General features: G+C 70.2%; 24 protein-coding genes. 5 read left to right on the forward strand and 19 right to left on the reverse strand.

Features of this window, described 5'->3' with window-relative positions; genetic code table 11:
* Positions 1–68: 68 nt before the first annotated feature.
* Positions 69–1,259, forward strand: coding sequence for a PheS-related mystery ligase SrmL (srmL, locus tag EER30_RS01790; RefSeq protein WP_127497589.1), 1,191 nt, complete (start codon positions 69–71; stop codon positions 1,257–1,259).
* 116 nt (positions 1,260–1,375) lie between these two features.
* On the opposite strand, the gene EER30_RS01795 is transcribed toward srmL, so the two are convergent.
* From EER30_RS01795 to glyA, 13 genes are all read right to left on the reverse strand, one after another.
* Positions 1,376–1,843: a DUF2550 domain-containing protein gene (locus EER30_RS01795; protein WP_127497591.1), complete on the reverse strand. Its 468-nt coding sequence runs from the start codon at positions 1,841–1,843 to the stop codon at positions 1,376–1,378.
* Between the two features lie 8 nt (positions 1,844–1,851).
* Positions 1,852–2,133, reverse strand: a complete 282-nt coding sequence (locus EER30_RS01800; RefSeq protein WP_127497593.1) for a F0F1 ATP synthase subunit epsilon — start codon at positions 2,131–2,133, stop codon at positions 1,852–1,854.
* 113 nt (positions 2,134–2,246) lie between these two features.
* On the reverse strand, positions 2,247–3,371 hold the full coding sequence (locus EER30_RS01805) for an LCP family protein (RefSeq protein WP_489884455.1): 1,125 nt from the start codon (positions 3,369–3,371) through the stop codon (positions 2,247–2,249).
* Between the two features lie 173 nt (positions 3,372–3,544).
* On the reverse strand, positions 3,545–4,987 hold the full coding sequence (atpD, locus tag EER30_RS01810) for a F0F1 ATP synthase subunit beta (RefSeq protein ID WP_127497596.1): 1,443 nt from the start codon (positions 4,985–4,987) through the stop codon (positions 3,545–3,547).
* Positions 4,987–5,916, reverse strand: coding sequence for a F0F1 ATP synthase subunit gamma (locus EER30_RS01815; protein WP_127497598.1), 930 nt, complete (start codon positions 5,914–5,916; stop codon positions 4,987–4,989). The genes atpD and EER30_RS01815 overlap by 1 nt, the downstream gene beginning before the upstream one ends.
* Before the next feature lie 2 nt (positions 5,917–5,918).
* Entirely contained in the window at positions 5,919–7,568 is a 1,650-nt protein-coding gene (gene atpA, locus EER30_RS01820) for a F0F1 ATP synthase subunit alpha (protein WP_127497600.1), read from the reverse strand.
* An 86-nt stretch (positions 7,569–7,654) separates the two neighbouring features.
* Positions 7,655–8,476, reverse strand: coding sequence for a F0F1 ATP synthase subunit delta (locus EER30_RS01825; protein WP_127497602.1), 822 nt, complete (start codon positions 8,474–8,476; stop codon positions 7,655–7,657).
* Positions 8,476–9,039, reverse strand: a complete 564-nt coding sequence (locus tag EER30_RS01830) for a F0F1 ATP synthase subunit B (protein WP_127497603.1) — start codon at positions 9,037–9,039, stop codon at positions 8,476–8,478. Before EER30_RS01830 ends, EER30_RS01825 begins: the two co-directional genes overlap by 1 nt.
* Positions 9,040–9,070: 31 nt before the next feature.
* Positions 9,071–9,295 (reverse strand): ATP synthase F0 subunit C, encoded by a 225-nt coding sequence (locus tag EER30_RS01835; RefSeq protein WP_127497605.1) that lies wholly within the window; start codon positions 9,293–9,295, stop codon positions 9,071–9,073.
* A 77-nt stretch (positions 9,296–9,372) separates the two neighbouring features.
* Complete coding sequence (atpB, locus tag EER30_RS01840) at positions 9,373–10,167, reverse strand: F0F1 ATP synthase subunit A (RefSeq protein WP_127497607.1); 795 nt, start codon at positions 10,165–10,167, stop codon at positions 9,373–9,375.
* A 14-nt stretch (positions 10,168–10,181) separates the two neighbouring features.
* The gene (locus EER30_RS01845; RefSeq protein ID WP_127497608.1) at positions 10,182–10,415 is read right to left on the reverse strand and encodes a hypothetical protein; all 234 of its coding nucleotides are present in this window, start codon (positions 10,413–10,415) and stop codon (positions 10,182–10,184) included.
* A 209-nt stretch (positions 10,416–10,624) separates the two neighbouring features.
* Positions 10,625–11,125 carry a hypothetical protein gene (locus tag EER30_RS01850; protein ID WP_240669705.1) on the reverse strand — a complete coding sequence of 167 codons (501 nt, stop codon included), beginning with the start codon at positions 11,123–11,125 and terminating at the stop codon, positions 10,625–10,627.
* Positions 11,122–12,411: a serine hydroxymethyltransferase gene (gene glyA / locus EER30_RS01855; RefSeq protein WP_127497610.1), complete on the reverse strand. Its 1,290-nt coding sequence runs from the start codon at positions 12,409–12,411 to the stop codon at positions 11,122–11,124. The genes EER30_RS01850 and glyA overlap by 4 nt, the downstream gene beginning before the upstream one ends.
* A gap of 93 nt (positions 12,412–12,504) precedes the next feature.
* Here glyA and EER30_RS01860 point away from each other — a divergent pair, with 93 nt between their 5' ends.
* Positions 12,505–13,956, forward strand: coding sequence for an SDR family oxidoreductase (locus EER30_RS01860; RefSeq protein ID WP_127497612.1), 1,452 nt, complete (start codon positions 12,505–12,507; stop codon positions 13,954–13,956).
* Here the strand turns inward: EER30_RS01860 and EER30_RS01865 are convergent.
* The 4 genes from EER30_RS01865 to prmC are packed head-to-tail and all read right to left on the reverse strand — an operon-like array spanning position 13,949 to position 17,036.
* Complete coding sequence (locus EER30_RS01865; protein WP_127497614.1) at positions 13,949–14,905, reverse strand: L-threonylcarbamoyladenylate synthase; 957 nt, start codon at positions 14,903–14,905, stop codon at positions 13,949–13,951. The genes EER30_RS01860 and EER30_RS01865 overlap by 8 nt on opposite strands.
* Positions 14,902–15,489, reverse strand: coding sequence for an arsenate reductase/protein-tyrosine-phosphatase family protein (locus EER30_RS01870; protein WP_127497616.1), 588 nt, complete (start codon positions 15,487–15,489; stop codon positions 14,902–14,904). The genes EER30_RS01865 and EER30_RS01870 overlap by 4 nt, the downstream gene beginning before the upstream one ends.
* 1 nt (position 15,490) lies before the next feature.
* Entirely contained in the window at positions 15,491–16,135 is a 645-nt protein-coding gene (locus EER30_RS01875) for an L-threonylcarbamoyladenylate synthase (RefSeq protein WP_127499269.1), read from the reverse strand.
* A 37-nt stretch (positions 16,136–16,172) separates the two neighbouring features.
* Positions 16,173–17,036, reverse strand: coding sequence for a peptide chain release factor N(5)-glutamine methyltransferase (gene prmC, locus EER30_RS01880; RefSeq protein WP_127497617.1), 864 nt, complete (start codon positions 17,034–17,036; stop codon positions 16,173–16,175).
* Positions 17,037–17,116: 80 nt separating this feature from the next.
* Between prmC and EER30_RS01885 the strand changes: the two genes are divergently transcribed.
* A complete protein-coding gene (locus EER30_RS01885; RefSeq protein WP_127497618.1) occupies positions 17,117–18,652 on the forward strand; it encodes a GGDEF domain-containing protein in 1,536 nt (511 codons plus the stop codon).
* Between the two features lie 7 nt (positions 18,653–18,659).
* Positions 18,660–19,991, forward strand: a complete 1,332-nt coding sequence (locus tag EER30_RS01890; RefSeq protein WP_127497619.1) for an outer membrane protein assembly factor BamB family protein — start codon at positions 18,660–18,662, stop codon at positions 19,989–19,991.
* A 3-nt stretch (positions 19,992–19,994) separates the two neighbouring features.
* On the opposite strand, the gene prfA is transcribed toward EER30_RS01890, so the two are convergent.
* Together prfA and rpmE are read right to left on the reverse strand one after the other, a co-directional pair.
* Positions 19,995–21,083 (reverse strand): peptide chain release factor 1, encoded by a 1,089-nt coding sequence (prfA, locus tag EER30_RS01895; RefSeq protein ID WP_127497620.1) that lies wholly within the window; start codon positions 21,081–21,083, stop codon positions 19,995–19,997.
* Positions 21,084–21,164: 81 nt separating this feature from the next.
* Complete coding sequence (gene rpmE, locus EER30_RS01900) at positions 21,165–21,389, reverse strand: 50S ribosomal protein L31 (protein WP_127497621.1); 225 nt, start codon at positions 21,387–21,389, stop codon at positions 21,165–21,167.
* Positions 21,390–21,614: 225 nt separating this feature from the next.
* On the opposite strand from rpmE, the gene EER30_RS01905 reads away from it, so the two are divergent.
* Positions 21,615–22,511 (forward strand): phosphatase domain-containing protein, encoded by an 897-nt coding sequence (locus tag EER30_RS01905; protein WP_127497624.1) that lies wholly within the window; start codon positions 21,615–21,617, stop codon positions 22,509–22,511.
* The last annotated feature ends 3 nt before the right edge of the window (positions 22,512–22,514 follow it).

Below are 22,514 nucleotides of genomic sequence, written 5' to 3' on the forward strand. Positions count from 1 at the left end.
TCTGACACATCGGCCGTCCCACGGGGCGGCCGATCGGCGTCCCGGGGGCTGTTCTCGAGGAGAAGCCCATGTCCACCGACCTCGCCACCCCCGACCACACCGCCCGGGACCTCGCCGCCCGGGACCTCGCCGTCCGCGACCGCACCGCCCGGGACCTCGCCGCCCGCGACCTCACCGACCCGGCCGAGGGCCACCACGCGATTCAAGCCATCGTCGACGCCGTGCTCGGCGCGGCCACCGCACTCCGGCCCGGTGCCGAACTTGTCGTGCATCGCGGCGACCGGATCGTCGACGTGGCCGAGAACTACGACCGGCTGGGCTACTCGGCCGCGGCTGCGGCCCGGGACGCGCGTTACACCCGGTATGTCGATCGCCGAATGCTGCGATCACAGACCTCCGCGCTGATCCCGGGAGCCCTGCGGGAGCTGCACGCCACGGAGGCCTTGATCGCCTGCCCGGGCATCGTCTATCGCCGCGACTCGATCGACCGTCTGCACACCGGCACCCCGCACCAGCTCGACCTGTGGCGGATCACCCGTGGACGGGCCTCGCCGGCCGACCTGATCGAGCTGGTCGCGGTAGCCATCACCGCCGCTCTGCCCGGGACGCCGTGGCGCACCCGCCCGGCGACGCACCCCTACACGACCGACGGGCTGGAGCTCGAGGCATGGTCGGGCGAGGAGTGGGTGGAGATCGGCGAATGCGGGCTGGCGGCCGCCCACGTAGTCGGGCCGGCGCGCGGCGGGCCGGTTCCCGGGCTCGACGCCGGGCCGGAACGCAGCAGACCGGCCCACCGGCCCGGCATCGGGCAGGAACGCAGCGGGCTGGCCGTCGGGCTCGGGCTCGACCGGTTGTTGATGTTGCGCAAGGGCATCGACGACATCCGGCTGCTGCGCTCGGACGACCCGCGAGTCGTACGGCAGATGACCGACCTGACGCCCTATCGCCCGGTGTCGGCGCAACCGGCCGCCCGGCGGGACCTGTCGGTGGCGCTACCGGCCGGCGTGACCGCCGAGGATCTCGGCGACCGGGTGCGTGAGCTGCTCGGCCCGGACGCCCACCTGGTCGAAGAGGTGTCCATCGTGTCGACGACTCCCGCCGCTGCCCTGCCCGCGGCCTCCCGCGAGCGGCTGCGGATGCGCGACGACGAAGTGAACGTGCTGATCCGCGTCGTGCTGCGCGACCTCCACCAGGCCCTGCCGAAGCAGCGGGCCAACGCTCTGCGCGACCGGCTGCTGGAAGGACTCACGATGACCTGATGGCAGCCGCCCACGAACGGGCCAAGGCGTGACAGCGCCAAACGGGGGCCGCGCGTGACAGCGCCAAACGGGGGCCGCGCGTGACAGCGCGAACAGGGGCCGCGCCCGGCGGCCGGTCAGTGCTCGATCGTGCGGGGGCGGATGGCCGGGCGGGGCGCGACGCTGCCGGGCTGGCCGGGCGGGGCCGCCTCGAGCCAGGAGAGGAAGCCGGTCACGGTGGACTCGGCCATCGCGATCTCGAACTCGTCGAGCGTGGTGGCCAGGCGCAGGATCACCCAGTGGCCCGGCATGGTGAGCCGCTCGGGACCCTCGGGGCGGCGCTGGTCCTTGACCACGGTCGCGCCGCGGTCGAGCACCCGCTTGGGGCGGAAGGCGAAGCTGAACAGGCGGTGGATGCGCAGCTCGCTGCCCGCGAAGCGGCCGATCGCGGTCGACCAGCCGCGGCCCGGCACCATCGTGGTGACGCGGATCTGCAGCCGAATAGAACCGCCGCCGCCCATCAGCAGGCGGCGGCGGACAAAAATCGCGATCAGGAGCGCGAGCAGCGCGACGATACAGATTCCGAAGATTTCAAGAATCTGCATCGCCGGAGTCAGTGAGACTCGGGAGCGGCCGGGGTGGCGCTCTCGGCGAGGACGGTCACGCCGTCGGCGTCGATCGAGAGGAAACCGCCGGTCACGTCGTAGGTGAGCTGCTCGCCGCCGGCGAGCTTGACCCGCACCTGCGACGGCTCCTTGAGCAGACCGAGAAGCGGGGAGTGACCCGGCAGCACACCGATCTCACCCTCGGTGGTGCGCGCGACGAGCATTTCGGCCTCGCCGGACCACACGCGCTCCTCGACGGCAACGACCTTGACGGCAAGCTGGTTGGCCACGCTGTCTCCCTGTTCAGGCCTTGCATCGGATGTTCACTCGGCACAGCCGATTGGGTGCAGTCTAGACGGCCTGCCCACGCGCCGCGGTGGCGGGTGGTCAGCACCACAGACAGTCACGAGTTGGTGTTGATGTATTCCGGGTTGCGGAAGATGAAGTTCTGCACCTGGTCCTGGCGGACGGCGGTGAAGAAGTCTTTGGCGCTGGGGGCGAGACCCTCGCCGCGGTAGTCGCCGCCGACGAAGACCGAGTCACCGGGCAGCTTGATCAGGGTCATGTCGTCGGAACGGACGTTCTTCATCGAGAACGCCCAGTCGACCACGTCGTGGCCGCCGCCGTCGAAGATCAGCGCCTTGCCCGCCGCCTTGAGCACCTTGTCGAGCTTGGCCGGGTTGGTGACCACGTCCTTGCTGAGCGCCTGCTTGGCCATCGCCTTGACGAATTGCTGCTGGTGACGCTGACGGTCGTAGTCGCCCTTGGGCAGGCCGTAGCGCTGGCGCACGTAGTCGAGGGCCTGCCAGGCCTGCAGGTGTTGGGTGCCCTTCTTGTATTCGGCCTGGGGGCCGTAATAGGGGTGGGCACACGAGTTGTCGGCGCAGCGGGACAGGCGCGGGCGGGGCTTGCCGTTCGGTTGCAGGTGTTCCGACTTGACGTTCTGGTCGATCGTCATGGTGACGCCGCCCATCGCTTCGACGATCGCCTTGAAGCCGTTGAAGTTGATGATCGCGCCGGCGTCGAACTTGCGGATGCCGGTCAGCTGGCCGACGGTCTTGGCGAGCAGGTCGAAGCCCTGCACCACGTCGTGCTTGCCGTTGCCGACCGCACTGCCGTACCCCATCGCGGCGTTGATCTTTGAGCGGCCGCCCTTGAAGCCGGTCTTGGCGAAGGGCGGGATGTCGACGATCAGGTCGCGCGGGATCGAGAAGAGGTAGGCCTGCTTCATGTCGGCCGGGATGTGGGCCACGATGATCGAGTCGGAGAGCGGGGTCTGCTCGTCGCTGCGCGGGTCGATGCCGACGAGCAGGATGTTGAGCGGACCCTTGATGTCCGACTTCTTCTCCTGGTTGGCCACGGCCGGGGTGTCACCGAACAGGTTCTTGGTCTCGACGGCGCCGGCGTAACGGGCCACCAGCACCTGTTGGGTCACGAGGGCACCGCCGCTGACCACCATGAGAACGCACCCGAAGATCGCACAGAGACGGGCCCACAGCGGCGTACGCCTTCTCGAAGCCTTCGCCACGTGCTCCCCATTCCTCGATCCGGTGCGACGTCCGACAACATTAGCCAGATCCGCCCACTCCCGCTGGAGTAAAACGTCACAAAACGGACGCAGGTTTTCGCGGGACATGGTAAAGCCGCGCCAACCGTACGGTCGGCGCGGCTTCACTCACACTGAGTCGCCGGAGGGCGAAATCAGCCCTTCATCAGCTCGTGCGCGTTCTTCTCGAGGTCCTCGAGGCCACCGCACATGAAGAAGGCCTGCTCGGGGTAGTTGTCGAACTCCCCCTCGCTGATCTTCTTGAACGCCTCGATGGTCTCCTTCAGCGGGACCGTCGAGCCGGGGACGCCGGTGAACTGCTCGGCGGCGTACGTGTTCTGCGAGAGGAAACGCTCGATGCGGCGAGCCCGCTGCACCGTGACCTTGTCCTCCTCGGAGAGCTCGTCCATACCGAGGATGGCGATGATGTCCTGCAGGTCCTTGTACTTCTGCAGGATTCGCTGCACCTCACGGGCGACCGCGTAGTGCTCGGCGCCGACGAACTCGGGCGCCAGGATCCGCGAGCTGGAGGCCAGCGGGTCCACGGCGGGGTAGATGCCCTTGTCGGAGATCGACCGCTCGAGGTTCGTGGTCGCGTCCAGGTGGGCGAAGGTGGTGGCCGGCGCCGGGTCGGTGTAGTCGTCGGCGGGCACGTAGATCGCCTGCAGCGAGGTGATCGCCTTGCCCCGGACCGAGGTGATCCGCTCCTGCAGCTCGCCCATCTCGTCGGCCAGCGTGGGCTGGTAACCCACGGCCGACGGCATGCGGCCGAGCAGCGTCGAGACCTCGGAACCGGCCTGGGTGAACCGGAAGATGTTGTCGATGAAGAGCAGCACCTCCTGGTTCTGGACGTCCCGGAAGTACTCCGCCATCGTCAGCGCGGACAGCGCGACGCGCAGGCGGGTGCCCGGCGGCTCGTCCATCTGGCCGAAGACGAGGGCGGTCTTGTCGAGAACGCCACCCTCCTCCATCTCCAGGATGAGGTCGTTGCCCTCGCGGGTGCGCTCACCCACGCCGGCGAACACCGACGTACCACCGAAGTTACGGGCAACGCGGATGATCATCTCCTGGATGAGCACCGTCTTGCCCACGCCCGCGCCACCGAACAGGCCGATCTTGCCACCGCGCACGTACGGCGCGAGCAGGTCGAGCACCTTGATGCCGGTCTCCAGCATCTCGGTCTTCGGCTCGAGGTCGGCGAACGCCGGCGGCTTGCGGTGGATCGACCAGCGCTCCTGGATGTCCAGGGTCGCCGGGTCGGCGTTGAGCACCTGGCCGAGGGCGTTGAACACGTGGCCCTTGGTCACGTCGCCGACGGGCACCGAGATCGGCGAGCCGGTGTCGGTGACCTCGGCGCCCCGGATCAGACCGTCGGTCGGCTGCATCGAGATGGCGCGGACGATGTTGTCGCCGAGGTGCTGGGCGACCTCAAGCGTCAGCGTCTTGGTGCCCTCGGAGAGGGTCACGTCGACGTGCAGCGCGTTGAAGATGTCGGGCATGGCGTCGCGAGGGAACTCGGCGTCGACGACCGGGCCGATGACCCGGACGACTCGGCCGACACCGGTCTGCGCCTTGGTGGGCTCAGCTACAGCAGTCATCACATATCACTTCCTGCCGAGGACAGCGCCTCGACGCCGCCGACGATCTCACTGATTTCCTGGGTGATCGCGGCCTGCCGCGCGGAGTTCATCTCGCGCGTGTACCGCTTGAGCAGGTCGTCCGCGTTGTCAGACGCGCTCTTCATCGCCCGCCGCCGCGACGCCGACTCGCTCGCCGCCGAGTCCAGCAACGCCGCGTAGATCCGCGTGTTGAGGTACTTCGGCAGGAGCGCGTCGAGCAGCTCGTCGGCGTCCGGCTCGAACTCGTACGCGGGACGCAACCCGGGCTCGACCTCGCGCGTCTCGACCTGCATCGGCGCCAGGAAGTGCGCCTCGGAGCTCTGCGTCATCAGCGACTTGAACTGCGTGCTGACGATGTGCAGCTCGTCGACGCCCTGGATGCCGTCGGGGCCGTAGGTCGCGTCGGTGTCGTCCGCGCCGGCGATGAAGGCTTCCAGCAGGGCGTCACCGATGGTCTTGGCGTCGGAGAACGACGGCCGCTCGGAGAAGCCCGACCAGCTCGCCTCGATCGGACGGTTGCGGAACCGGTAGTAGCCGATGCCCTTGCGGCCGACGACGTAGAGCACCGGCTCCTTGCCGTCGGCCTTGAGACGCTCGATCAGCTGCTCGGCGGTGCGGATGGCGTTGGCGTTGTAGGCGCCGGCCAGGCCGCGGTCGCTCGTGATGAGCAGGACACCCGCCCGCCGGACCCGCTCGCGCGGGACCAGCAGGGGGTTGTCGATCGTCGCGTTGGACGCAAGGGCGGTCAGGACCTGGGTGATCGCCTCCGCGTAGGGCTTCGAGGCGGCAACCCGCTCCTGGGCCTTGGCGATGCGGCTGGTGGCGACCAGCTCCTGCGCCTTCGCGATCTTCTTGGTCGACCGGACGGTGCGGATGCGCCGCCGGAGGGCCTGTACCTGACCGGCCATGACTACTGGCCTTCGGCCGGACGGGGAACCTCGCGGGTCACCGTCTCACGCGTCTGGCGGCCCTCTTCGAGGGGCTCGGCCGGGTTCTCGTTGACCGAGGAACCGGACTCGCCGCGCTTGAAGAGCTCCTTGAACTCGTTCACGCCGCTCTGGAGGTTCTCGACGTCGGCGTCGGTCAGCAGACCGGTCGTCGAGATCGCCGTCACGGTGTCGCTGCGGTGCCGCTTCATCCACTGCAGGAAGTCCTGCTCGAAGCGGCGCACGTCGCCGACCGCGATGTCGTCGAGCTGGCCGGTGGTGCCGGCCCAGATCACGATGACCTCTTCGACCACCGAGTACGGCGAGTACTGCGGCTGCTTGAGCAGTTCGACCAGGCGTACGCCCTTCTCGAGCTGGGCGCGGGACGCCCGGTCGAGGTCGGACGCGAAGGCGGAGAACGCCTCCAGCTCACGGAACTGGGCCAGGTCGAGACGCAGACGGCCGGAGACCGAGCGCATCGCCTTGACCTGCGCCGAGCCACCCACCCGGGACACCGAGGTGCCGACGTTGATCGCCGGGCGGACACCCGAGGCGAACAGGTCGGTCTCCAGGAAGATCTGGCCGTCGGTGATCGAGATGACGTTGGTCGGGATGTAGGCCGAGATGTCGTTGGCCTTCGTCTCGATGATCGGCAGACCGGTCATCGAGCCGCCACCCAGCTCGTTCGAGAGCTTGGCGCAGCGCTCGAGCAGGCGGGAGTGCAGGTAGAAGACGTCGCCCGGGTAGGCCTCGCGGCCCGGCGGACGGCGCAGCAGCAGCGACACGGCGCGGTAGGCCTCGGCCTGCTTGGTCAGGTCGTCGAAGACGATCAGGACGTGCTTGCCGTTGTACATCCAGTGCTGGCCGATGGCCGAGCCGGTGTACGGCGCGAGGTACTTGAAGCCGGCCGGGTCGGACGCGGGAGCCGCGACGATCGTCGTGTACTCGAGCGCGCCCTGCTCCTCCAGCGTGCCGCGGATCGAGGCGATGGTGGTCGCCTTCTGGCCGATCGCGACGTAGATGCAGCGAACCTGCTTCTCCGGGTCGCCGGACTCCCAGTTCGCGCGCTGGTTGATGATCGTGTCGATCGCGACCGTGGTCTTACCGGTCTTGCGGTCGCCGATGATCAGCTGGCGCTGGCCGCGGCCGATCGGCGTCATGGCGTCGATCGCCTTGATGCCCGTCTGCAGCGGCTGCTTCACCGGCTGGCGGTTCATCACGTTCGGCGCCTGCAGCTCGAGCTCGCGGAAGCCCTCGCTCACGATCTCGCCGCGGTCGTCGATCGGGTTGCCCAGCGGGTCGACCACGCGACCGAGGAAGGCGTCGCCAACCGGAACCGAGAGGACGCGGCCGGTCCGCTTGACCTGCTGGCCCTCCTCGATGCCGGAGAAGTCGCCCAGGACGACGACGCCGATGTCGCGGACGTCGAGGTTCAGGGCGAGGCCCAGCGTGCCGTCCTCGAATTCGAGCAGTTCGCTCGCCATCGTCGAGGGCAGGCCCTCGACGTGCGCGATACCGTCGCCCGCGTCGGACACGATGCCGACCTCCTCGCGGGAGACCTCGGGCGTGTAGGACGAGACGTAGCGCTCTAGCGCCCCCCGGATCTCGTCCGAGGAGATGGTCAGCTCGGCCATCCTCTGCCTTCTCTGTCTAGCTCGGGACGTTCCCGCCACCGAGGGGGCTGCTCGGCCGGCGTCGCCGCAAGCCGAGGGAAGAATTGCTATTTAGCGAATGCCTGCTTCGCGGCGTTGAGCCGGCGCAGGACAGTGCCGTCGTAGAGGTCGGAGCCGACCTGCACGCTGACGCCACCGATGATCGCGGGATCGACGTCGACCTTCAACGAGACCTGCCGGCCGTAGATGTCGGACAACTTCGCAGCCAGCGCCTGTTCGTCGGCGTCGGTGAGCGGCGTGGCCACCGTCACGTACGCGACCTGACGGTCACGCTTCGCGGCGGTCAGCTCGACCAGCCGGGTCAACGAGCCCTCGAAACTGCGGCCGCCGAACCCCTCGAGCGCCACCTCGACGAGCCGAACAGTGGCCGGCTGGGCCTTGCCCTTGAGCAAGCCCTCCACCAGCTTAGCCCGGCGCTCGATCGGCGCACCTGGATCGCTCAGCGTGACGGCCAGCTCGGCGTTGCCGGAGACGATCTGCCCGAAGCGGAACAGCTCGTCCTCGATCTCGGCCAGCTTGCCGTCCTTGTCGGCCGATTCCAGCAGCGCGTCGGCGCCGAGGCGCTCGACGGCGTCGAGGATCTCGGCCGGCCGGGAGAACCGGCCGTTCGCGAGGGTCGCCAGCGTCTCGACGGTGACCTCGGAGACCTTGCCGCCCAGCAGCGTGCGAACCAGCCCGGCCCGGTCGGCGCCGGAGCGCGCCGGGTCGGTCAGCGCCCGGCGCAGCCGGGGCTGGGTCCGCAGCAGGCCCGCCACCGACAGGAGCTCGTCGGCGGCCGTCGCGACCTGCGCGGACGTAGCCGTGGTCGTGGCGGAGGCGAACTTCTCCTCCGCCGCCGCGTAGGCCTGCCGGCTGACGCTCGACGCCATCAGCGCCGCCCGCCCGCCGAGCCGGCCGCGCCGAGCTCGTCGATGAAGCGCTCGACCGTGCCCTGGCGGCGCGCCTCGTCGGCGAGAGCCTCGCCGACGATCTTGCTGGCCAGGTCGACCGCGAGCGTGCCGATCTCGGAGCGCAGGTCGCGCACGATGCTTTCGCGCTGCGCGTTGAGCTGCTCCTGGCCGGCGCCGATGATGCGGTCCGACTCCTCGCGAGCCTTGGCCAGGATGTCCTGACGGATACCCTCGGCGTCGGCGCGAGCCTCGTCACGGATGCGCGCGGCTTCCGTGCGAGCCTCGGCGAGCTGAGCCTTGTACTGCTCGAGGAGCTGGTTGGCCTCGGCCTGGGCGGCCTCGGCACGCTTGATGCCGCCCTCGATCGCGTCCACCCGCGCCGCGAAGGTCTTCTCCATCATCGGGAAGACGAACTTCATCAGCACGAAGCACAGGATCGCGAACGCGATGCTGCCGACCACGATCTCCTGCCAGAGCGGGATGATCGGGTTGTGTTCCCCTTCGCCGGCCTCGGCCGCGACGGTCAGAACTTCGGTGATCATGGACACCTCCTAACGAGGCAGCGCGTAAGAACTAGCCGGCCCAGATGAAGCCGAAGGCGATGCCCAGCAGGGCCAGCGCCTCGATAACCGCGAAGCCGATCCAGACGTACGGCAGGGTCAGGCGGGACGACTCCGGCTGACGGGCGGTCGACTGGATGTAGGCCGAGAAGACGAGGCCGACACCGATGCCGGGGCCGATCGCGGCAAGGCCGTAGCCGATGGCGGCGGTGCTACCGACAACTTCGGAGAGAAGCATTTCAGGATCCTCCTGGTATCTCGCGTGACGTTCACGCGGGACGACAAACGGGGTGTTGCGAGGTGATACGTGGAAACTCAGTGCTCGTCGGCGAGCGCGCCCTGGACGTAGCTCGCGGAAAGCACCGTGAAGACGTAGGCCTGGAGGCAGATGACCAGGAACTCCAGGAAGGTCAGCGCGATCGACATCGCCCACGAGACGACCGAGAACGGCGCGAACCAGACGTTGGCGTTGATCAGCGCGAAGCCGCCCAGCGTGAACACCAGCAGCAGCATGTGGCCGGCGAACATGTTCGCGAAGAGACGGACGGCGAGCGAGAACGGCCGCACGAGGAACGTCGAGAAGAACTCGATCGGGATCAGCAGCGGGAGAATGAACCACGGCGCGGGCGGGATGAGCGCGTGCTTGAAGTACTTCAAGCCACCGTGGTGCTTCATGCCGATGTAGATGAACATCACGTAGCTGATCGCCGCGAGGATCGCGGGGAAAGCGATGTGCGAGTTCGGCGAGATCTGTGCCAGTGGCACGATCGCCCAGAAGTTCATGATCAGAATGAAGATGAACAGCGTCGTGAGGTAGGGCGCGAAGTTGATGCCGCGCTTCCCGAGCATGTCGACCGCGATGTTGTTCCGCACGAAGCCGTAGATGCTCTCGGCGATCCACTGCTTCTTGGTCGGGACGAGCTTGGGCTTCCGGTACGAGACCAGGAAGAAGATGATGATCGCGGCCACCGAGATCCACATGAGCAGCGTGATCTTGGTGAACCAGTAGTCGTTGTGCGCGCCCCACGGCACGATGCTGGGCAGGTAGAAATCCTCGACCGTAGGCGGGAATGGAACTTCCGCTGCGAGGACTGACAACTGACCGGCCACCGTAGCCCTTCCTGTCAGGCGCCGAGACGGCGCACGATGAGGTAGACACCGCCGCCGATACCAACGACCGCACCGATTCCGGCGAAGATGCCCTTGGTCCCGACCCAGTGGTCGACCAGCAAACCGACCCCTCCCCACACCAACATGCCCGTTATGAGGTAGGCGACGGCCGTCATCCCCATGCCGGTGTCGGGCGGGGGCGGATCGTCGTTACCGCTGGGATTCTTGGGGGGTTCTTGACCGGTCATGACGGCCCGAACGATATCAGCAGGAAAAGGCAGGCTAAGCGGGACCCCCCGCACAACCGCAGTTGTCCAGGCGTCAGGGGTCTCGCAACTGGAAGGACACGGTACTCCCCCTTCGCCATAACCGGACAACACACAAGCGTTCACGTCACCGTTTCGTGGTCAACAAACCACGAACTGAACGCTGAGGAGGCAAAACGGCTCCTTAACGATCACTTCGGGCGACTCAGGCGGTGGAACCACCACGCCTGGACGGCGGTCCACACCACGACCGCGGCGACGATTCCCCAGCCGAGAGCGTTCTTTCCGGGCCAGTCGGTCGACACGCCGAAAGCGAGCACCACGCCCAGGGCGCTGTACTTGAACACATAGGTGAGCAGGGCCAGCGGCATCAGCAGAGCGGGCCGCACCGTGTCGGCCCACGCGATGACCAAAGTCGACATGGTGAAGCTGACCGTCACGATCAGCACCCCGGCCGCGGCCCCCACGGCCGACGACGGGCCGCCGGTGAGGAAACCGGCCGACGCGGCAAAGAGGAGCAGGGCGAACGACACGGCACTGAGGAACGGCAGGTGCTGAACCCGCCAGCGCGGGTCGGCCGGCAGCGGGGGCAGATCGGGGAGTGGACGGTCGTCCTCCTCCTCCGCGGCCTGCTTCCGCTGGAACTCGAGCGCGCGCTGCCTCTCCAGGTCGTAATCGGTATCCGAACTCATGCCATCGCCTCCTGCCGCCCGTACGCCGGGAACCGTCGCACCAGGCCGGCCACCTCGTCCGCGGCGTCGGCCAGGCGGGACGCCCCCGCCGCCGTGCCCGGATCGCTCCGCGCGGCGGCGCCGATGAGAGCGGCGATCTGTCGCATCTCGCCCTCTCGCATCCCCTGGGTGGTCACGCTCGGCGAGCCCACCCGGATGCCCGAGGTCACCGCGGGTCGCTCAGGATCGTACGGGATCGCGCTCTTGTTGACAGTGACGCGGGCCAGCTCACAGCGGGCCTCGGCGTCGCGACCGGTGACGCCGAGGGCCCTGAGGTCGGCCACGGCGAGGTGCGTGTCGGTGCCGCCGGCGACCAGGCGGGCGCCCTCGTCGGCGAGCCCGGCCGCGAGCGCCTGAGCGTTGTGGACGACCTGCCGGGCGTACGCCTGGAAGCTGGTCGTGGCGGCCTCGCGCAACGCCACCGCCTTGGCCGCGACGACGTGCATCATCGGACTGCCCTGGCTGAACGGGAAGACGGCCTTGTCGATGCGCTGGGCCAGCTCGGCGCGGCACAGGATCAGGCCGCCGCGCGGGCCGCGCAGCACCTTGTGAGTGGTACAGGTGACGACGTCGGCGTGCGGGACCGGCGACGGGATCGCTCCACCGGCCACCAGACCGATGAAATGGGCCGCGTCGACCACCAGGTAGGCGCCCACCTCGTCGGCGATCTCACGGAACCGGGCGAAATCGATCAAGCGCGGGTACGCCGTGGCGCCGCAGATGATCACCTTGGGCCGGTGGGCCAGCGCGAGGTCGCGTACCTCGTCGTAGTCGATCTGTTCGGTGGCCGGACTGACCCGGTAGCCGATGGGGTGGAACCACTTGCCGCTGAAGTTGACCCGGCTGCCGTGCGTGAGGTGCCCGCCGTGCGCGAGGCCCATCGCCAGCACCGGATCACCGGGTTCGGCCAGAGCGGCGTACGCGGCGAGGTTGGCCGCCGTCCCCGAATGCGGCTGGACGTTGGCGTGCTCGGCGCCGAAGAGCTCCTTGGCCCGCTCGACGGCGAGCCGCTCGGCACAGTCGACCTCGGCGCAACCGCCGTAGTAGCGCTCCCCCGGATAACCCTCGGCGTACTTGTTCGACAGGGTCGACCCGAGCGCGGCCAGCACGGCGGTGGAGGTGAAGTTCTCGCTGGCGATGAGCTGCAGCCCGGTCCGCTGGCGCTCGGCCTCGGCGAGCAGGACACGAGCGATCTCCGGATCGGCACGCTCGAGCGCGGTGAAGTCCGGCCCCCAGAAGGTGTCCACGTGCCCTCCCCGGTCAGACGACGTGGTCAGGCAACGTCGCCGTTTTCGAGCATATGGCTTATGACGTGGTCAGGACGGGCACAGTCTGCTTTTATGCGGTGCTTGGTGACCGGTGCGACCGGATACATCGGCGGGCGGCTCGCGCCCCGCCTGCTCGACGAGGGCTACGAGGTGCGGTGCCTGACGCGCAGCGCGGCCCGGCTGCGAGACGTGCCGTGGGCGGGCCGGGCCGAGGTGGTCGAGGGTGACCTGAACCGGGCCGAGACGCTGCCCGCGGCGCTGGAGGGCGTCGACGTGGCGTACTTCCTGGTCCATTCGCTGGGCCGGCCCGACTTCGAGGAACTGGACCGACAGGGCGCGAAGAACTTCGCCGCGGCGGCCCGGGCGGCCGGTGTGACCCGCATCGTCTACCTGGGCGGCCCGGAGCCTCCGGCGGGCGAGCGCCCTTCGCCCCACCTGCGCTCGCGGGCCGAGGTCGCCCGGATTCTGCTGGCCGGCGGGGTGCCGACCGCCGTCCTGCGCGCGCCGGTGATCATCGGCTCGGGCTCCGCGTCGTTCGAGATGCTGCGGTACCTGACCGAGCGCCTGCCGGTCATGGTCACCCCGCGCTGGGTGCGCAACCGCATCCAGCCGATCGCCGTCCGCGACGTGCTGCGCTACCTGATCGCCGCGGCGAAGATGCCGCCCGAGGTCAACCGCGGCTTCGACGTGGGCGGGAAGGACGTGCTCACCTACGCCGAGATGATGCAGGGCTACGCCCACGTGGCCGGGTTGCACCGGCGCGTGGTGGTGCCGCTGCGGCCGCTGAGTCCATGGTTGTCGGCCCACTGGGTCGGTCTGGTCACTCCGGTGCCCAACGCCATCGCCCGGCCCCTGGTGGCCAGCCTGGTGCACGAGGCGGTCGCGCACGAGAACGACATCCGCGAGTACGCGCCGGGTGAGCCGCTCGGCTTCGAGCAGGCCGTCCGGGTCGCGCTCGGCAAGATCCGCGACGCGAACGTGGAGACCCGCTGGTCGAACGCGGCCGGACGGGACGCCGCGGCCGAACCGTTGCCGAGCGACCCGGACTGGTCGGGCGGCAGCATCTACGTCGACGAGCGCAGCCGCGCGGTCAAGGCGCCGGTCGAGTCGCTGTGGCGGGTCATCGAAGGTGTCGGCGGCGAGAACGGCTGGTACTCGTTCCCACTGGCCTGGTCGGTGCGTGGCTGGCTCGACCGGCTGGTCGGCGGGGTCGGGCTGCGCCGGGGCCGGCGCGACAGCCAGCATCTGCTGGTCGGTGAGGCGCTCGACTGGTGGCGGGTCGAGGAGATCGAGCCGGGCAAGCTGCTGCGGCTGCGCGCCGAGATGCGGGTGCCGGGCCGGGCCTGGCTCGAGATGCGCGCCTCACCGGACGGCAACGGCGGCAGCGTCTATCGCCAGCGGGCCATCTTCCTGCCCCGGGGTCTGGCCGGGCACGCCTACTGGGCCGCCGTGCTGCCCTTCCACGGCTTCATCTTCAACGGCATGGCCCGCAACATCGCGCGCGGCGCCACGACCCCTACTTAGTCGCGGCCCGGCCGAGGCGGTCGCGGACGGCCAGCCAGTCCTCGTGACGCGGCGGTTCCTGCACCAGGATCGTCGCGACACCCGCGTCGTCGAGGCGGTGCAGCGCGGCGTAGAGGTCGGCCGCGTATTCGCGCGGGTCGGCCGAGAGGATCTCGGCCCCGTCGACGTCGGCGGTCTCGTAGGTCAGCACGCCGATCGGCCCGGCCAGCCCGGCCCGGTCGACGTCGCGCACGTCCTTCGCGAGGACCACGGTGGCCCGCGGCGCGTAGTGGCGTCGGCTCATTCCGGGCGAGGGGCGGGCGGCGCCGTCGTCGGGCGCCTCCTCGGGCAGGTCGATCCAGCCGATCACGTCGGTCAGCTCGCGCAGGGGCAGCGCACCCGGCCGCAGCAGCCTCGGCGTCTCACCGGTCACGTCGAGCACGGTCGACTCGATGCCCCACGTCGCCGGGCCGCCGTCGAGGACCAGCGGCACGTCGGGCAGGCTGCGCAGCACGTGCTCGGCCGTGGTCGGCGAGATGCCCTCGGAGCGGTTGGCGCTGGGTGCGGCGAGCGCCAGTCCGGAGGCCTCCAGCAACCCGAGCGCCACCTCGTGGTCGGGGATCCGGATCGCGATGGTGTCGTCGCTCGCGCCCACGCCGTCGAGGTGGCGGGCCCGGGGCAGCACGAGCGTGAGCGGCCCGGGCCAGAACTGGGCGGCGAGCTGGTTGGCCACGTCGGGCCAGGTCTCGGCGAGCGCGCGGGCCGCCTCGACGTTGGCCACGTGGGCTATCAGCGGGTTCCACGTGGGCCGGTTCTTGAGCCGGTAGATCTCGCCCACGGCCTTGGCCGAGAACGCGTTCGCGCCCAGGCCGTAGACGGTCTCGGTGGGGAAGGCGACGACCGATTCGGCCCGCAGCAGGTCGGCCGCCCGGCGCAGGCCCTCGGCGTCGGGCCGGACGATGCGGCTCACGGCAGGAGGAGGGTGGCGAACGGGACGGTGGTGTCCTCGATCTCGTCCCCGATGCGCTGGAACGTCTGGTCGCCCCGGCCCCACGGGTCGTCGAGGTCGTCGCCCGGCCGCGGGCCGTCGTTGCCGCGCAGCAGGTGGACGGCCGCGACGATCGCGACGCCACGGTCGTACACGTCGTCGGGCTTGGGCTCGGGCAGCGCGACCGGGTCGACGCCGCTCAGCAGCCGGCCGAACTCCCCGGTCACGAAGGTGCGGGCGGCCGCGTCGGGACGGAGCGCGACCACGTAGTCGTACTGGTCGGCGGTGGCCGTGAGGATCAGGTCGGCCTCGTCGATGAAGTCGCCGCGCAGCTTGCGGGCCTCGAAGCCCTCGTCGGAGCCGCCACGGGAACGGAGCTGGCGGGCCGCGGGCGGGTTCATCTCCTCGCCCTCGTGCCAGCCGCCGGTGCCGGCGCTGGCGCTGCGCACGAGCTGGTCGCCCTGCTCGCCGACGCGGTCGCGGACCGCCCGGGAGAGCAGGCGCTCGGCCATCGGCGATCGGCAGATGTTTCCCATGCAGACGTGCAGGACGGTGAAGGTCGCCACCTCAGGCCTCCGGGGCCAGCAGGTCGGGCACGACGTCCTGCAGCTTCTCGAGCGGGATGGCGCCGGCCCGCAGCACCATCGGCACGTCACCGCTCACGTCGATGATCGTGCTCGGCGCGGGGTCGTGGGCCGCGCCGGCCTCGAGGTAGATGCGGACCGCGTACTCGAGCTGGTCGCGGGCGGCCTCGGCGGTGGCCGGCGCCGGCTGGCCGACCTTGTTGGCCGTGGTGACCGCCATCGGCCCGACCGCACGCAGCACCTCGAGCGCCACCGGGTGCAGCGGCATGCGCACGGCCACCTTGCCGCCGGTGTCGCCGAGATCCCACTGCAGGCTCGGCGAATGCTCGACGTAAAGGGTCAGTGCGCCGGGCCAGAACGCGTCGGCCAGCTCGCGCGCCGCCTTGGGCAGCGAATAGACCAGGCCGTCGAGCGTGTGACGGGAACCGACCAGCACGGGCGGCGGGACCTGGTTGGTGACGCTGCGCGCGTGGTGCAGCGAGGTGATCGCGTGCGGGGTGAACGCGTCGGCCCCGACGCCGTAGACCGTGTCGGTCGGCATGACGACCAGCTCACCGCTCTTGACCGCCTCGATGGCGGCGGCGATGCCGCGATCCCGGTCCGCGGTCGTACGGCAGTCGTAGAGCATCACACCGTGCAGTGTGCCATGCGATGGGCCACATCGATCAGGTGCGGCGGGCGGTCGCGTAACGGGGGCGTCCGGTGAGGTCGTCATGGGCGGTCACCTCGGTGAACCGTCCGTCGGCGCGCAGCAACGCCGGAACCGCCTCGCCGTGCACGTCGTCGTGCTCGAGGCCGACCACCCCGCCGGGTCGCAGCAGGGCCGCGGCGAGCGCGATCACGGGCCTGATCACGCCGAGCCCGTCGCCCCCGCCGAAGACGGCCTCGGCCGGGTCGTGCTCGGCCACCTCGGGCGGCACGGGCGTCCCGTCCGGCACGTAGGGCGGGTTGCACAGCAGCACGTCGACGTCGCCGTGCAGGCCGGAGAGCAACGACGGGTCGGTGACGTCGCCCGCGACCACCTCGACGGCCGGGAAGGGCGCGGCGTTGCGACGCAGATAGTCGAGCGCCGCCGGGGACCGCTCGACCGCGACGACCCGGCCGGGGCGGGCCTCGTCGGCCACCGCGAGGGCGATCGCGCCGGTGCCGCTGCACAGATCGACGACGGTGGCGCCGGGCTCGGTGTGCTCGATTCCCCACCCCGCGAGCAGCTCCGTCTCAGGTCGTGGGACGAAGACGCCGTCGCCGACCTGAAGTTCGAGATGCCGGAACGCGGCCGTTCCGAGCAGATGCTGCAACGGGATGCGCCGGGCCCGCAGCGCCACGAGCTCGGTGAAACGACTCAGCTCGTCGGGGCGCAGCGAGTCGACCAGCAACAGGCGCCCACGTGGGATGCCGAGAACGTGGGCGGCGAGCAGTTCGGCATCGACCCGGGGCGATTCGACACCGGACCCGGAAAGATCGGCGGTCGCCGCCGCGAGCGCCGGACCGAGGGGGGTTCGGGAGCTGTCTTCAAGGTCCGGGTCCACGGCATAATCATCGGACGTCGCGTGCGACACCGACCGGCCGGGTCGGTGAGGGGACGCACGGCACCGGTGGGAGGCGCCTGGTGAGTTGGTTGGACCAGCTCGCGGAGAACAACGAGGAGCTGCGCCGCGCCGGACGGCTCCAGCAGGACGGCCGCTCGGTGGAGGCGCTGCCGTTGCTCGACGGCGTGCTGTCGGTCGCCGTCGACCCGACCACCAGGGCGTTCGCGCTCGTGCAACGCTTCGGCGCGCTGATCAACCTGGGCCGCGTCGCCGAACTGGCGACCGCGATGACGATCGCCGAGAACGCGGTCCGCGAGATCCCCGATCCCTACCTGCGCGGCCAGATGCACGCCTTCGCCGCGCTCGGCGCCCACCTCGAACGCAACCTCGACCGCGGCGTGACCCACCTGGTGCAGGCCTCGCGCGCGCTCGCCGCCGTGCAGGAGAACGACTCTGAAACCGCCTGGGGCTGGCACGACCTCGCCATGGCCTACTCCTACCTCGGCTTCCACGGCCACGCGCTCACCGCGATCGAGCAGGCCCGTCAGGTCGGGGCCGCGGTCGGGCTGGCCACCGAGATCTTCGCGGCGCCCGGCATCCGGCTGCGCAACGCGGTCTCGCTCGACCACCAGGGCGACACCGACGGCTGCCTGCGGGTGCTGCGCGACATCGACGCCGAGCTGACCCGCTACGTGGCGATCGGCGCCGACCAGATGCGCCCCAGCAGCCGCGCGGCCTACGGCTACTCGCTGGCCCGCCGGGCCGCCCTGGGCGAGGTGACCGAGGCCGACGCGGCCACCTGGCTCACCGGCGGCGGCGACAGCGTTCGCACCCGCGACCTGCGCCACCTCGGCAACGTCTGCCTCACGATGGCCTCGGGCAAACCCGAGCTGGCCCTGGCCCTGCTCGACTCGGTGCCGGTCTCGGCCGAGATCCTGGGCGCGGCCGAGCCGGCCCGGCTGCGCAGCATCTGCCACGCGGCGGCGGGCGACCACGCGGCCGCCCACGCCGCCGACCGTTACGCGTTCCGCCTGGCCGCTCAGCGCATCGACCGGCTGCGCGACGGCTACCTCGACGGGGTCGCGGCCCGCCTCGACGCGCAGGAGACCCAGCGCGACGCCGGCCGCTACGGCGACGAGTCGCTCACCGACCCGCTGACCGGCCTGCCCAACCGCCGCCAGCTCGAGCGCTACATCGCCCAGCTGCTGGCCCGCGGCGAGCGTGCGGCGATCGGCGTCTGCGACCTCATAGGCTTCACCGAGGTCAACGCCCGGCACGGCCGGCACTGCGGCGACCTGGTGCTGCAACGCATCGCCGGGGTGCTCAACCGGGTCATGCGCCGCGGCGACTTCGTGGCCCGTTTCGCCGGCGACGAGTTCGTGGTCGTGCTGCCCGGGGCGGGCACGGCGCAGGCGGCCGAGGTGTCACGCCGCATCACCGCCGCCACCGACGCCGAGAACTGGCAGATCCTGGTGCCGGGCACGCCGATAAGCCTCGCCGCGGGCTGGTCCGAGGTGGGCGCTCGCGGGCGTACGCTGAGTGCGGCCCTCGCCGCGGCCGCGGCGAACCGGCTGCCCACCCGGCCGCTCAGCGAAATGATCCAAGACAGGTCCTAGTTTCGACATGAGCACGATCGAGCTCGGCGAGATGCAGCAGGGGCAAGACAGCCTGTCGCAACCCGGGTTCGACCGCCGGCTCGCCCGCCGGATCGCGCTCGTGCTGGTCGTCGCGCTCTGCCTGGCCGGTCTGGCCGCCTCGGCGGTGCCCCGGCAACGGGCGGTCCAGTCGCTCTGGACCATGTCCATCGAGACCGCACAGGGCACGACGCTCTCTCGCGACGGTGTGTTCGTGCACCGCACGGCCGACGGCCTGACCACGGTCACCGCCCACGAGCTGGCCACCGGCGCGGTTCGCTGGCAGCGGCGCTTCGGGGGCACGGTCGGCTATCTGCAGGCGGCCGAGTCGTCCGGCCTGCTGCTCGTCCCGGCCCAGGGCCACCTGGTCAAGCTGCCGTCGGCGAACGACGGGTCGGCCTTCCACGCCGAGTTCCATCAGCAGACGATCGCGATCTCGGCGGCGACCGGGGCCGAGGTGTGGCGCACGGCAGGCGAACCGCACAGCGTCGACGGCGGCACCGCCCTGCTCACCGAATACACGCCCGAGGCCGATCTCGCGCGGATGCGCCTGGTGCGGCTCAGCGACCACGGCACGATCTGGAGCCGGGACACGGCCCGCGTCGGCAACTGGACCGTGCTGCCGTCCGGCGAGCGGCCCAGCAAGATCGTCACGGCCACCGACGACGGCGAGATCAAGGTCTATGCGTACGGCTCGGGGGCGCTGGTCAGCACCGCCCGCATCCCGTGGGTCGAGTCGCGCCCTGAGGAGGGCTACTTCAACGACCTCGGCGGCACCGGCGACGTCCTGGTGGTCAACCGCTCGCGGGCCGAGGTCTTCGAGATGAGCGTCTACCGCACCGACACGATGGCCGAGCTGTGGCGGGCCTCAGACACCAACGGGTACGCCTTCCCGTGCGGCTCGGCGCTGTGCCTCAACGACGGCAGCGGCCTGGTCGCCTACGACACGACGACCGGCGCCCGCCGCTGGCGCATCGACGGCGCGGCCGACGCCTGGCAGGTCAGCGCAGACCGGCTGGTCGTCGGCGAGGGCTCCGAGAGCGGCCGCCACGTGCTCGTCGACGCCGTCACCGGCCGCACCCTGGGCGCCTCGGTCGAAGGCACCCTGGCCTGGAACGGCCCGCAGGACGAGTCGGTCGTCGTCCTGCGGCCGACCGAGTCGCCGCCGAACCGCACCGCCGTCGTCCGCTGGGACCTCGCGACCGGCCGGCAGTGGCTGCTCGGCGCGATCGACCCGATGGGCAACCCGCCCTGCTCGGCCCTGCCCGGTCACCTGGCCTGCTTCCGAGGCGACCAGTACGAGGTGCTGGCCGTCATGTGAGCCTCAGCGGCTCCCGATCTCCGTCTCCCCGGCCAGGCGGGCCGCGCGGTCGGCCGAGGCCAGCGCGTCGAGCACCCCGTCCAGGTCGCCGCCCATCACCAGGTCGAGGTTGTAGGCGGTGTAGCCGATCCGGTGGTCGGTGATCCGGTTCTGCGGGTAGTTGTAGGTGCGGATGCGCTCGGAGCGGTCGACCGTGCGCACCTGGGCCTTGCGCGAGTCGGAGGCCGCCGCGTCCGCCTGCTCCTGGGCGATCGCCAGCAGCCGGGACCGCAGGATGCGCATCGCCGACTCCTTGTTCTGGAGCTGGCTCTTCTCGTTCTGGCAGCTCACCACCGTGCCGGTGGGCAGGTGGGTGATGCGTACGGCGGAGTCGGTGGTGTTTACCGACTGACCGCCCGGCCCCGACGAGCGGAAGACGTCGATGCGCAGGTCACCCGGCTCGATCTGCACCTCGACGTCCTCGGCCTCGGGCAGCACCAGCACGCCGGCGGCCGAGGTGTGGATGCGGCCCTGCGACTCGGTGACCGGGACGCGCTGCACCCGGTGCACGCCGCCCTCCCACTTCATGCGTGACCACACGCCGTGACCGCCCACGGGCACGCCCTTGGTGCGCACGCCGATCGAGATGTCCTTGACGCCGCCGAGGTCCGACTCCTGCGAGTCGATCACCTCGATCACCCAGCCGTGCCGCTCGGCATAGCGGGTGTACATGCGCAACAGATCACCGGCGAACAGGGCCGACTCCTGGCCGCCCTCGCCCGCCTTGATCTCGATGATCACGTCTTTGGCGTCGTTGGGGTCGCGCGGCATCAGCATCTCGCCGAGCTTCTCCTCCAGCGGCGGGAGCATGGCGGCGACCGCCTCGACCTCGCTCGCGAAGGCAGGGTCTTCGGCCGCGAGCTCCTTGGCCGCGGCCAGGTCGGCCCGGGCCGCCTCGAGCTCGGCGTTGGCCGCGTAGAGCGGGGCCAGCTCGGCGAAGCGCCGGCCGACCCGGCGCACCAGGGCCTGGTCGGCGTGGATGGACGGGTCCTCCATCCGCTTCTCCAGGTCGGCGTATTCGTCGAGAAGGCTGGTCAGCCGATCGTTGCTCACGGGTCTCTCCCCTGCTTCGAAACATCCCGACACGCGAACGGCGCCCGCCCCCGGGACGGGGTGCGGGCGCCGTTGAAGCAGTTACTTCTTCTTCGCGGCGTTGACCTTGGCGTACTTGGCCTGGAACTTCGCGACGCGGCCGGCCGTGTCGAGGACGCGCTGCTTGCCGGTGTAGAACGGGTGGCAGGCGCTGCAGGTCTCGACGCGGATCTCGTCGCCCTTGGCGGTGGAACGGGTGGTGAAGGTGCTGCCGCAGGAGCAGACGACCTCGGTCGAGGTGTACTCCGGGTGGATACCGCTCTTCATTACATCTCCTAAAAGAATCAGTCGCCGGGTCGCTGTCAACACCACGCCACCCCGCTAGGGCGGTGAGCTCGGGCGTGAACCGGAACCTTCTGGCCGATGTACCAGTCTGCCATGCCGCTTCGTCCAGGCGAAATCGGCGTGACCAGTCGTTCAACATGCCCGTTTCACGAGGCATTCCCGGCACCTGGGGCCGCCTAGTAATCTTCCGCACGGGGGAACGACCACATGACGAGACTGCTGATCACGCGGGGGCTGCCGGCGTCCGGCAAGACCACGTTCGCCCGCAAGCTCCAGCCCGGAGTGCTGCGGGTCAACCGTGACGACCTTCGCCGCATGCTGCACGGCCGTCGCCTCTACAGCGAGCAGGCCGAGAACCAGGTCACCCTCGTGCAGCGCACCATGGTCGAGGCCCTGCTGCGCAAGGGTGCCGCCGTCATCGTCGACGACACCAACCTCAGAGGCGAGACCGTACGGCGATGGGCCGCTCTCGCCGCGAAATATCAGGCCAGCTTCGAGGTGCACGACTTCACCGACGTGCCGCTCGAGGAGTGCCTGCGCCGCGACGCCGAACGCGACCCGGCCGACCGGGTGGGCGCCGACGGCATCCGCCGCATGTGGGACCGCTACCTGGCCGGCCGCAACCTGCCGCTGCCGCTTCCCGACCTCGACGGCCGCGACCCCGGCCCGGTCTACGACCCACCGGCCGAGCTGCCGCCCGCGTTCCTGGTCGACATCGACGGCACCGTCGCACTGATGAACGGCCGCAGCCCGTACGACTGGGGTCGTGTCGGCTCGGACGCCCCCAACCACGCGGTGATCGCGGCGGTGCGCGCGATGCACGCGGCCGGCAACGCGATCGTCTTCTGCTCGGGCCGCGACGAGGTCTCCCGCGACGAGACCGAGGCCTGGCTGGAGCTCTACGTCGACGTGCCGTACGAGGGTCTGTTCATGCGGCCCGAGGGCGACAGCCGCCGCGACGCCGACGTCAAACGCGAGATCTTCGAGACCGAGATCAGTCACCGCTGGCGCATCGCCGGGGTCTTCGACGACCGGCAGCAGGTGGTGCACATGTGGCGCGAGCTGGGCCTGACCGTGTTCCAGGTCGCGGAGGGGGATTTCTGAGAG

This window comes from Actinoplanes solisilvae (assembly GCF_003999975.1).
Taxonomy (GTDB): domain Bacteria; phylum Actinomycetota; class Actinomycetes; order Mycobacteriales; family Micromonosporaceae; genus Actinoplanes; species Actinoplanes solisilvae.

Coding starts and splice junctions, on each gene's coding strand:
- EER30_RS01875 (WP_127499269.1), bottom strand. CDS start 16,135: ATGCTCTACGACTGCCGTACGACCGCGGACCGGGATCGCGGCATCGCC.
- EER30_RS01890 (WP_127497619.1), top strand. CDS start 18,660: ATGAGCACGATCGAGCTCGGCGAGATGCAGCAGGGGCAAGACAGCCTG.
- EER30_RS01825 (WP_127497602.1), bottom strand. CDS start 8,476: ATGGCGTCGAGCGTCAGCCGGCAGGCCTACGCGGCGGCGGAGGAGAAG.
- srmL (WP_127497589.1), top strand. CDS start 69: ATGTCCACCGACCTCGCCACCCCCGACCACACCGCCCGGGACCTCGCC.
- atpD (WP_127497596.1), bottom strand. CDS start 4,987: ATGACTGCTGTAGCTGAGCCCACCAAGGCGCAGACCGGTGTCGGCCGA.
- EER30_RS01815 (WP_127497598.1), bottom strand. CDS start 5,916: ATGGCCGGTCAGGTACAGGCCCTCCGGCGGCGCATCCGCACCGTCCGG.
- EER30_RS01905 (WP_127497624.1), top strand. CDS start 21,615: ATGACGAGACTGCTGATCACGCGGGGGCTGCCGGCGTCCGGCAAGACC.
- rpmE (WP_127497621.1), bottom strand. CDS start 21,389: ATGAAGAGCGGTATCCACCCGGAGTACACCTCGACCGAGGTCGTCTGC.
- EER30_RS01850 (WP_240669705.1), bottom strand. CDS start 11,125: ATGAGTTCGGATACCGATTACGACCTGGAGAGGCAGCGCGCGCTCGAG.
- EER30_RS01845 (WP_127497608.1), bottom strand. CDS start 10,415: ATGACCGGTCAAGAACCCCCCAAGAATCCCAGCGGTAACGACGATCCG.
- EER30_RS01795 (WP_127497591.1), bottom strand. CDS start 1,843: ATGCAGATTCTTGAAATCTTCGGAATCTGTATCGTCGCGCTGCTCGCG.
- atpA (WP_127497600.1), bottom strand. CDS start 7,568: ATGGCCGAGCTGACCATCTCCTCGGACGAGATCCGGGGGGCGCTAGAG.
- EER30_RS01835 (WP_127497605.1), bottom strand. CDS start 9,295: ATGCTTCTCTCCGAAGTTGTCGGTAGCACCGCCGCCATCGGCTACGGC.
- EER30_RS01860 (WP_127497612.1), top strand. CDS start 12,505: ATGCGGTGCTTGGTGACCGGTGCGACCGGATACATCGGCGGGCGGCTC.
- EER30_RS01830 (WP_127497603.1), bottom strand. CDS start 9,039: ATGATCACCGAAGTTCTGACCGTCGCGGCCGAGGCCGGCGAAGGGGAA.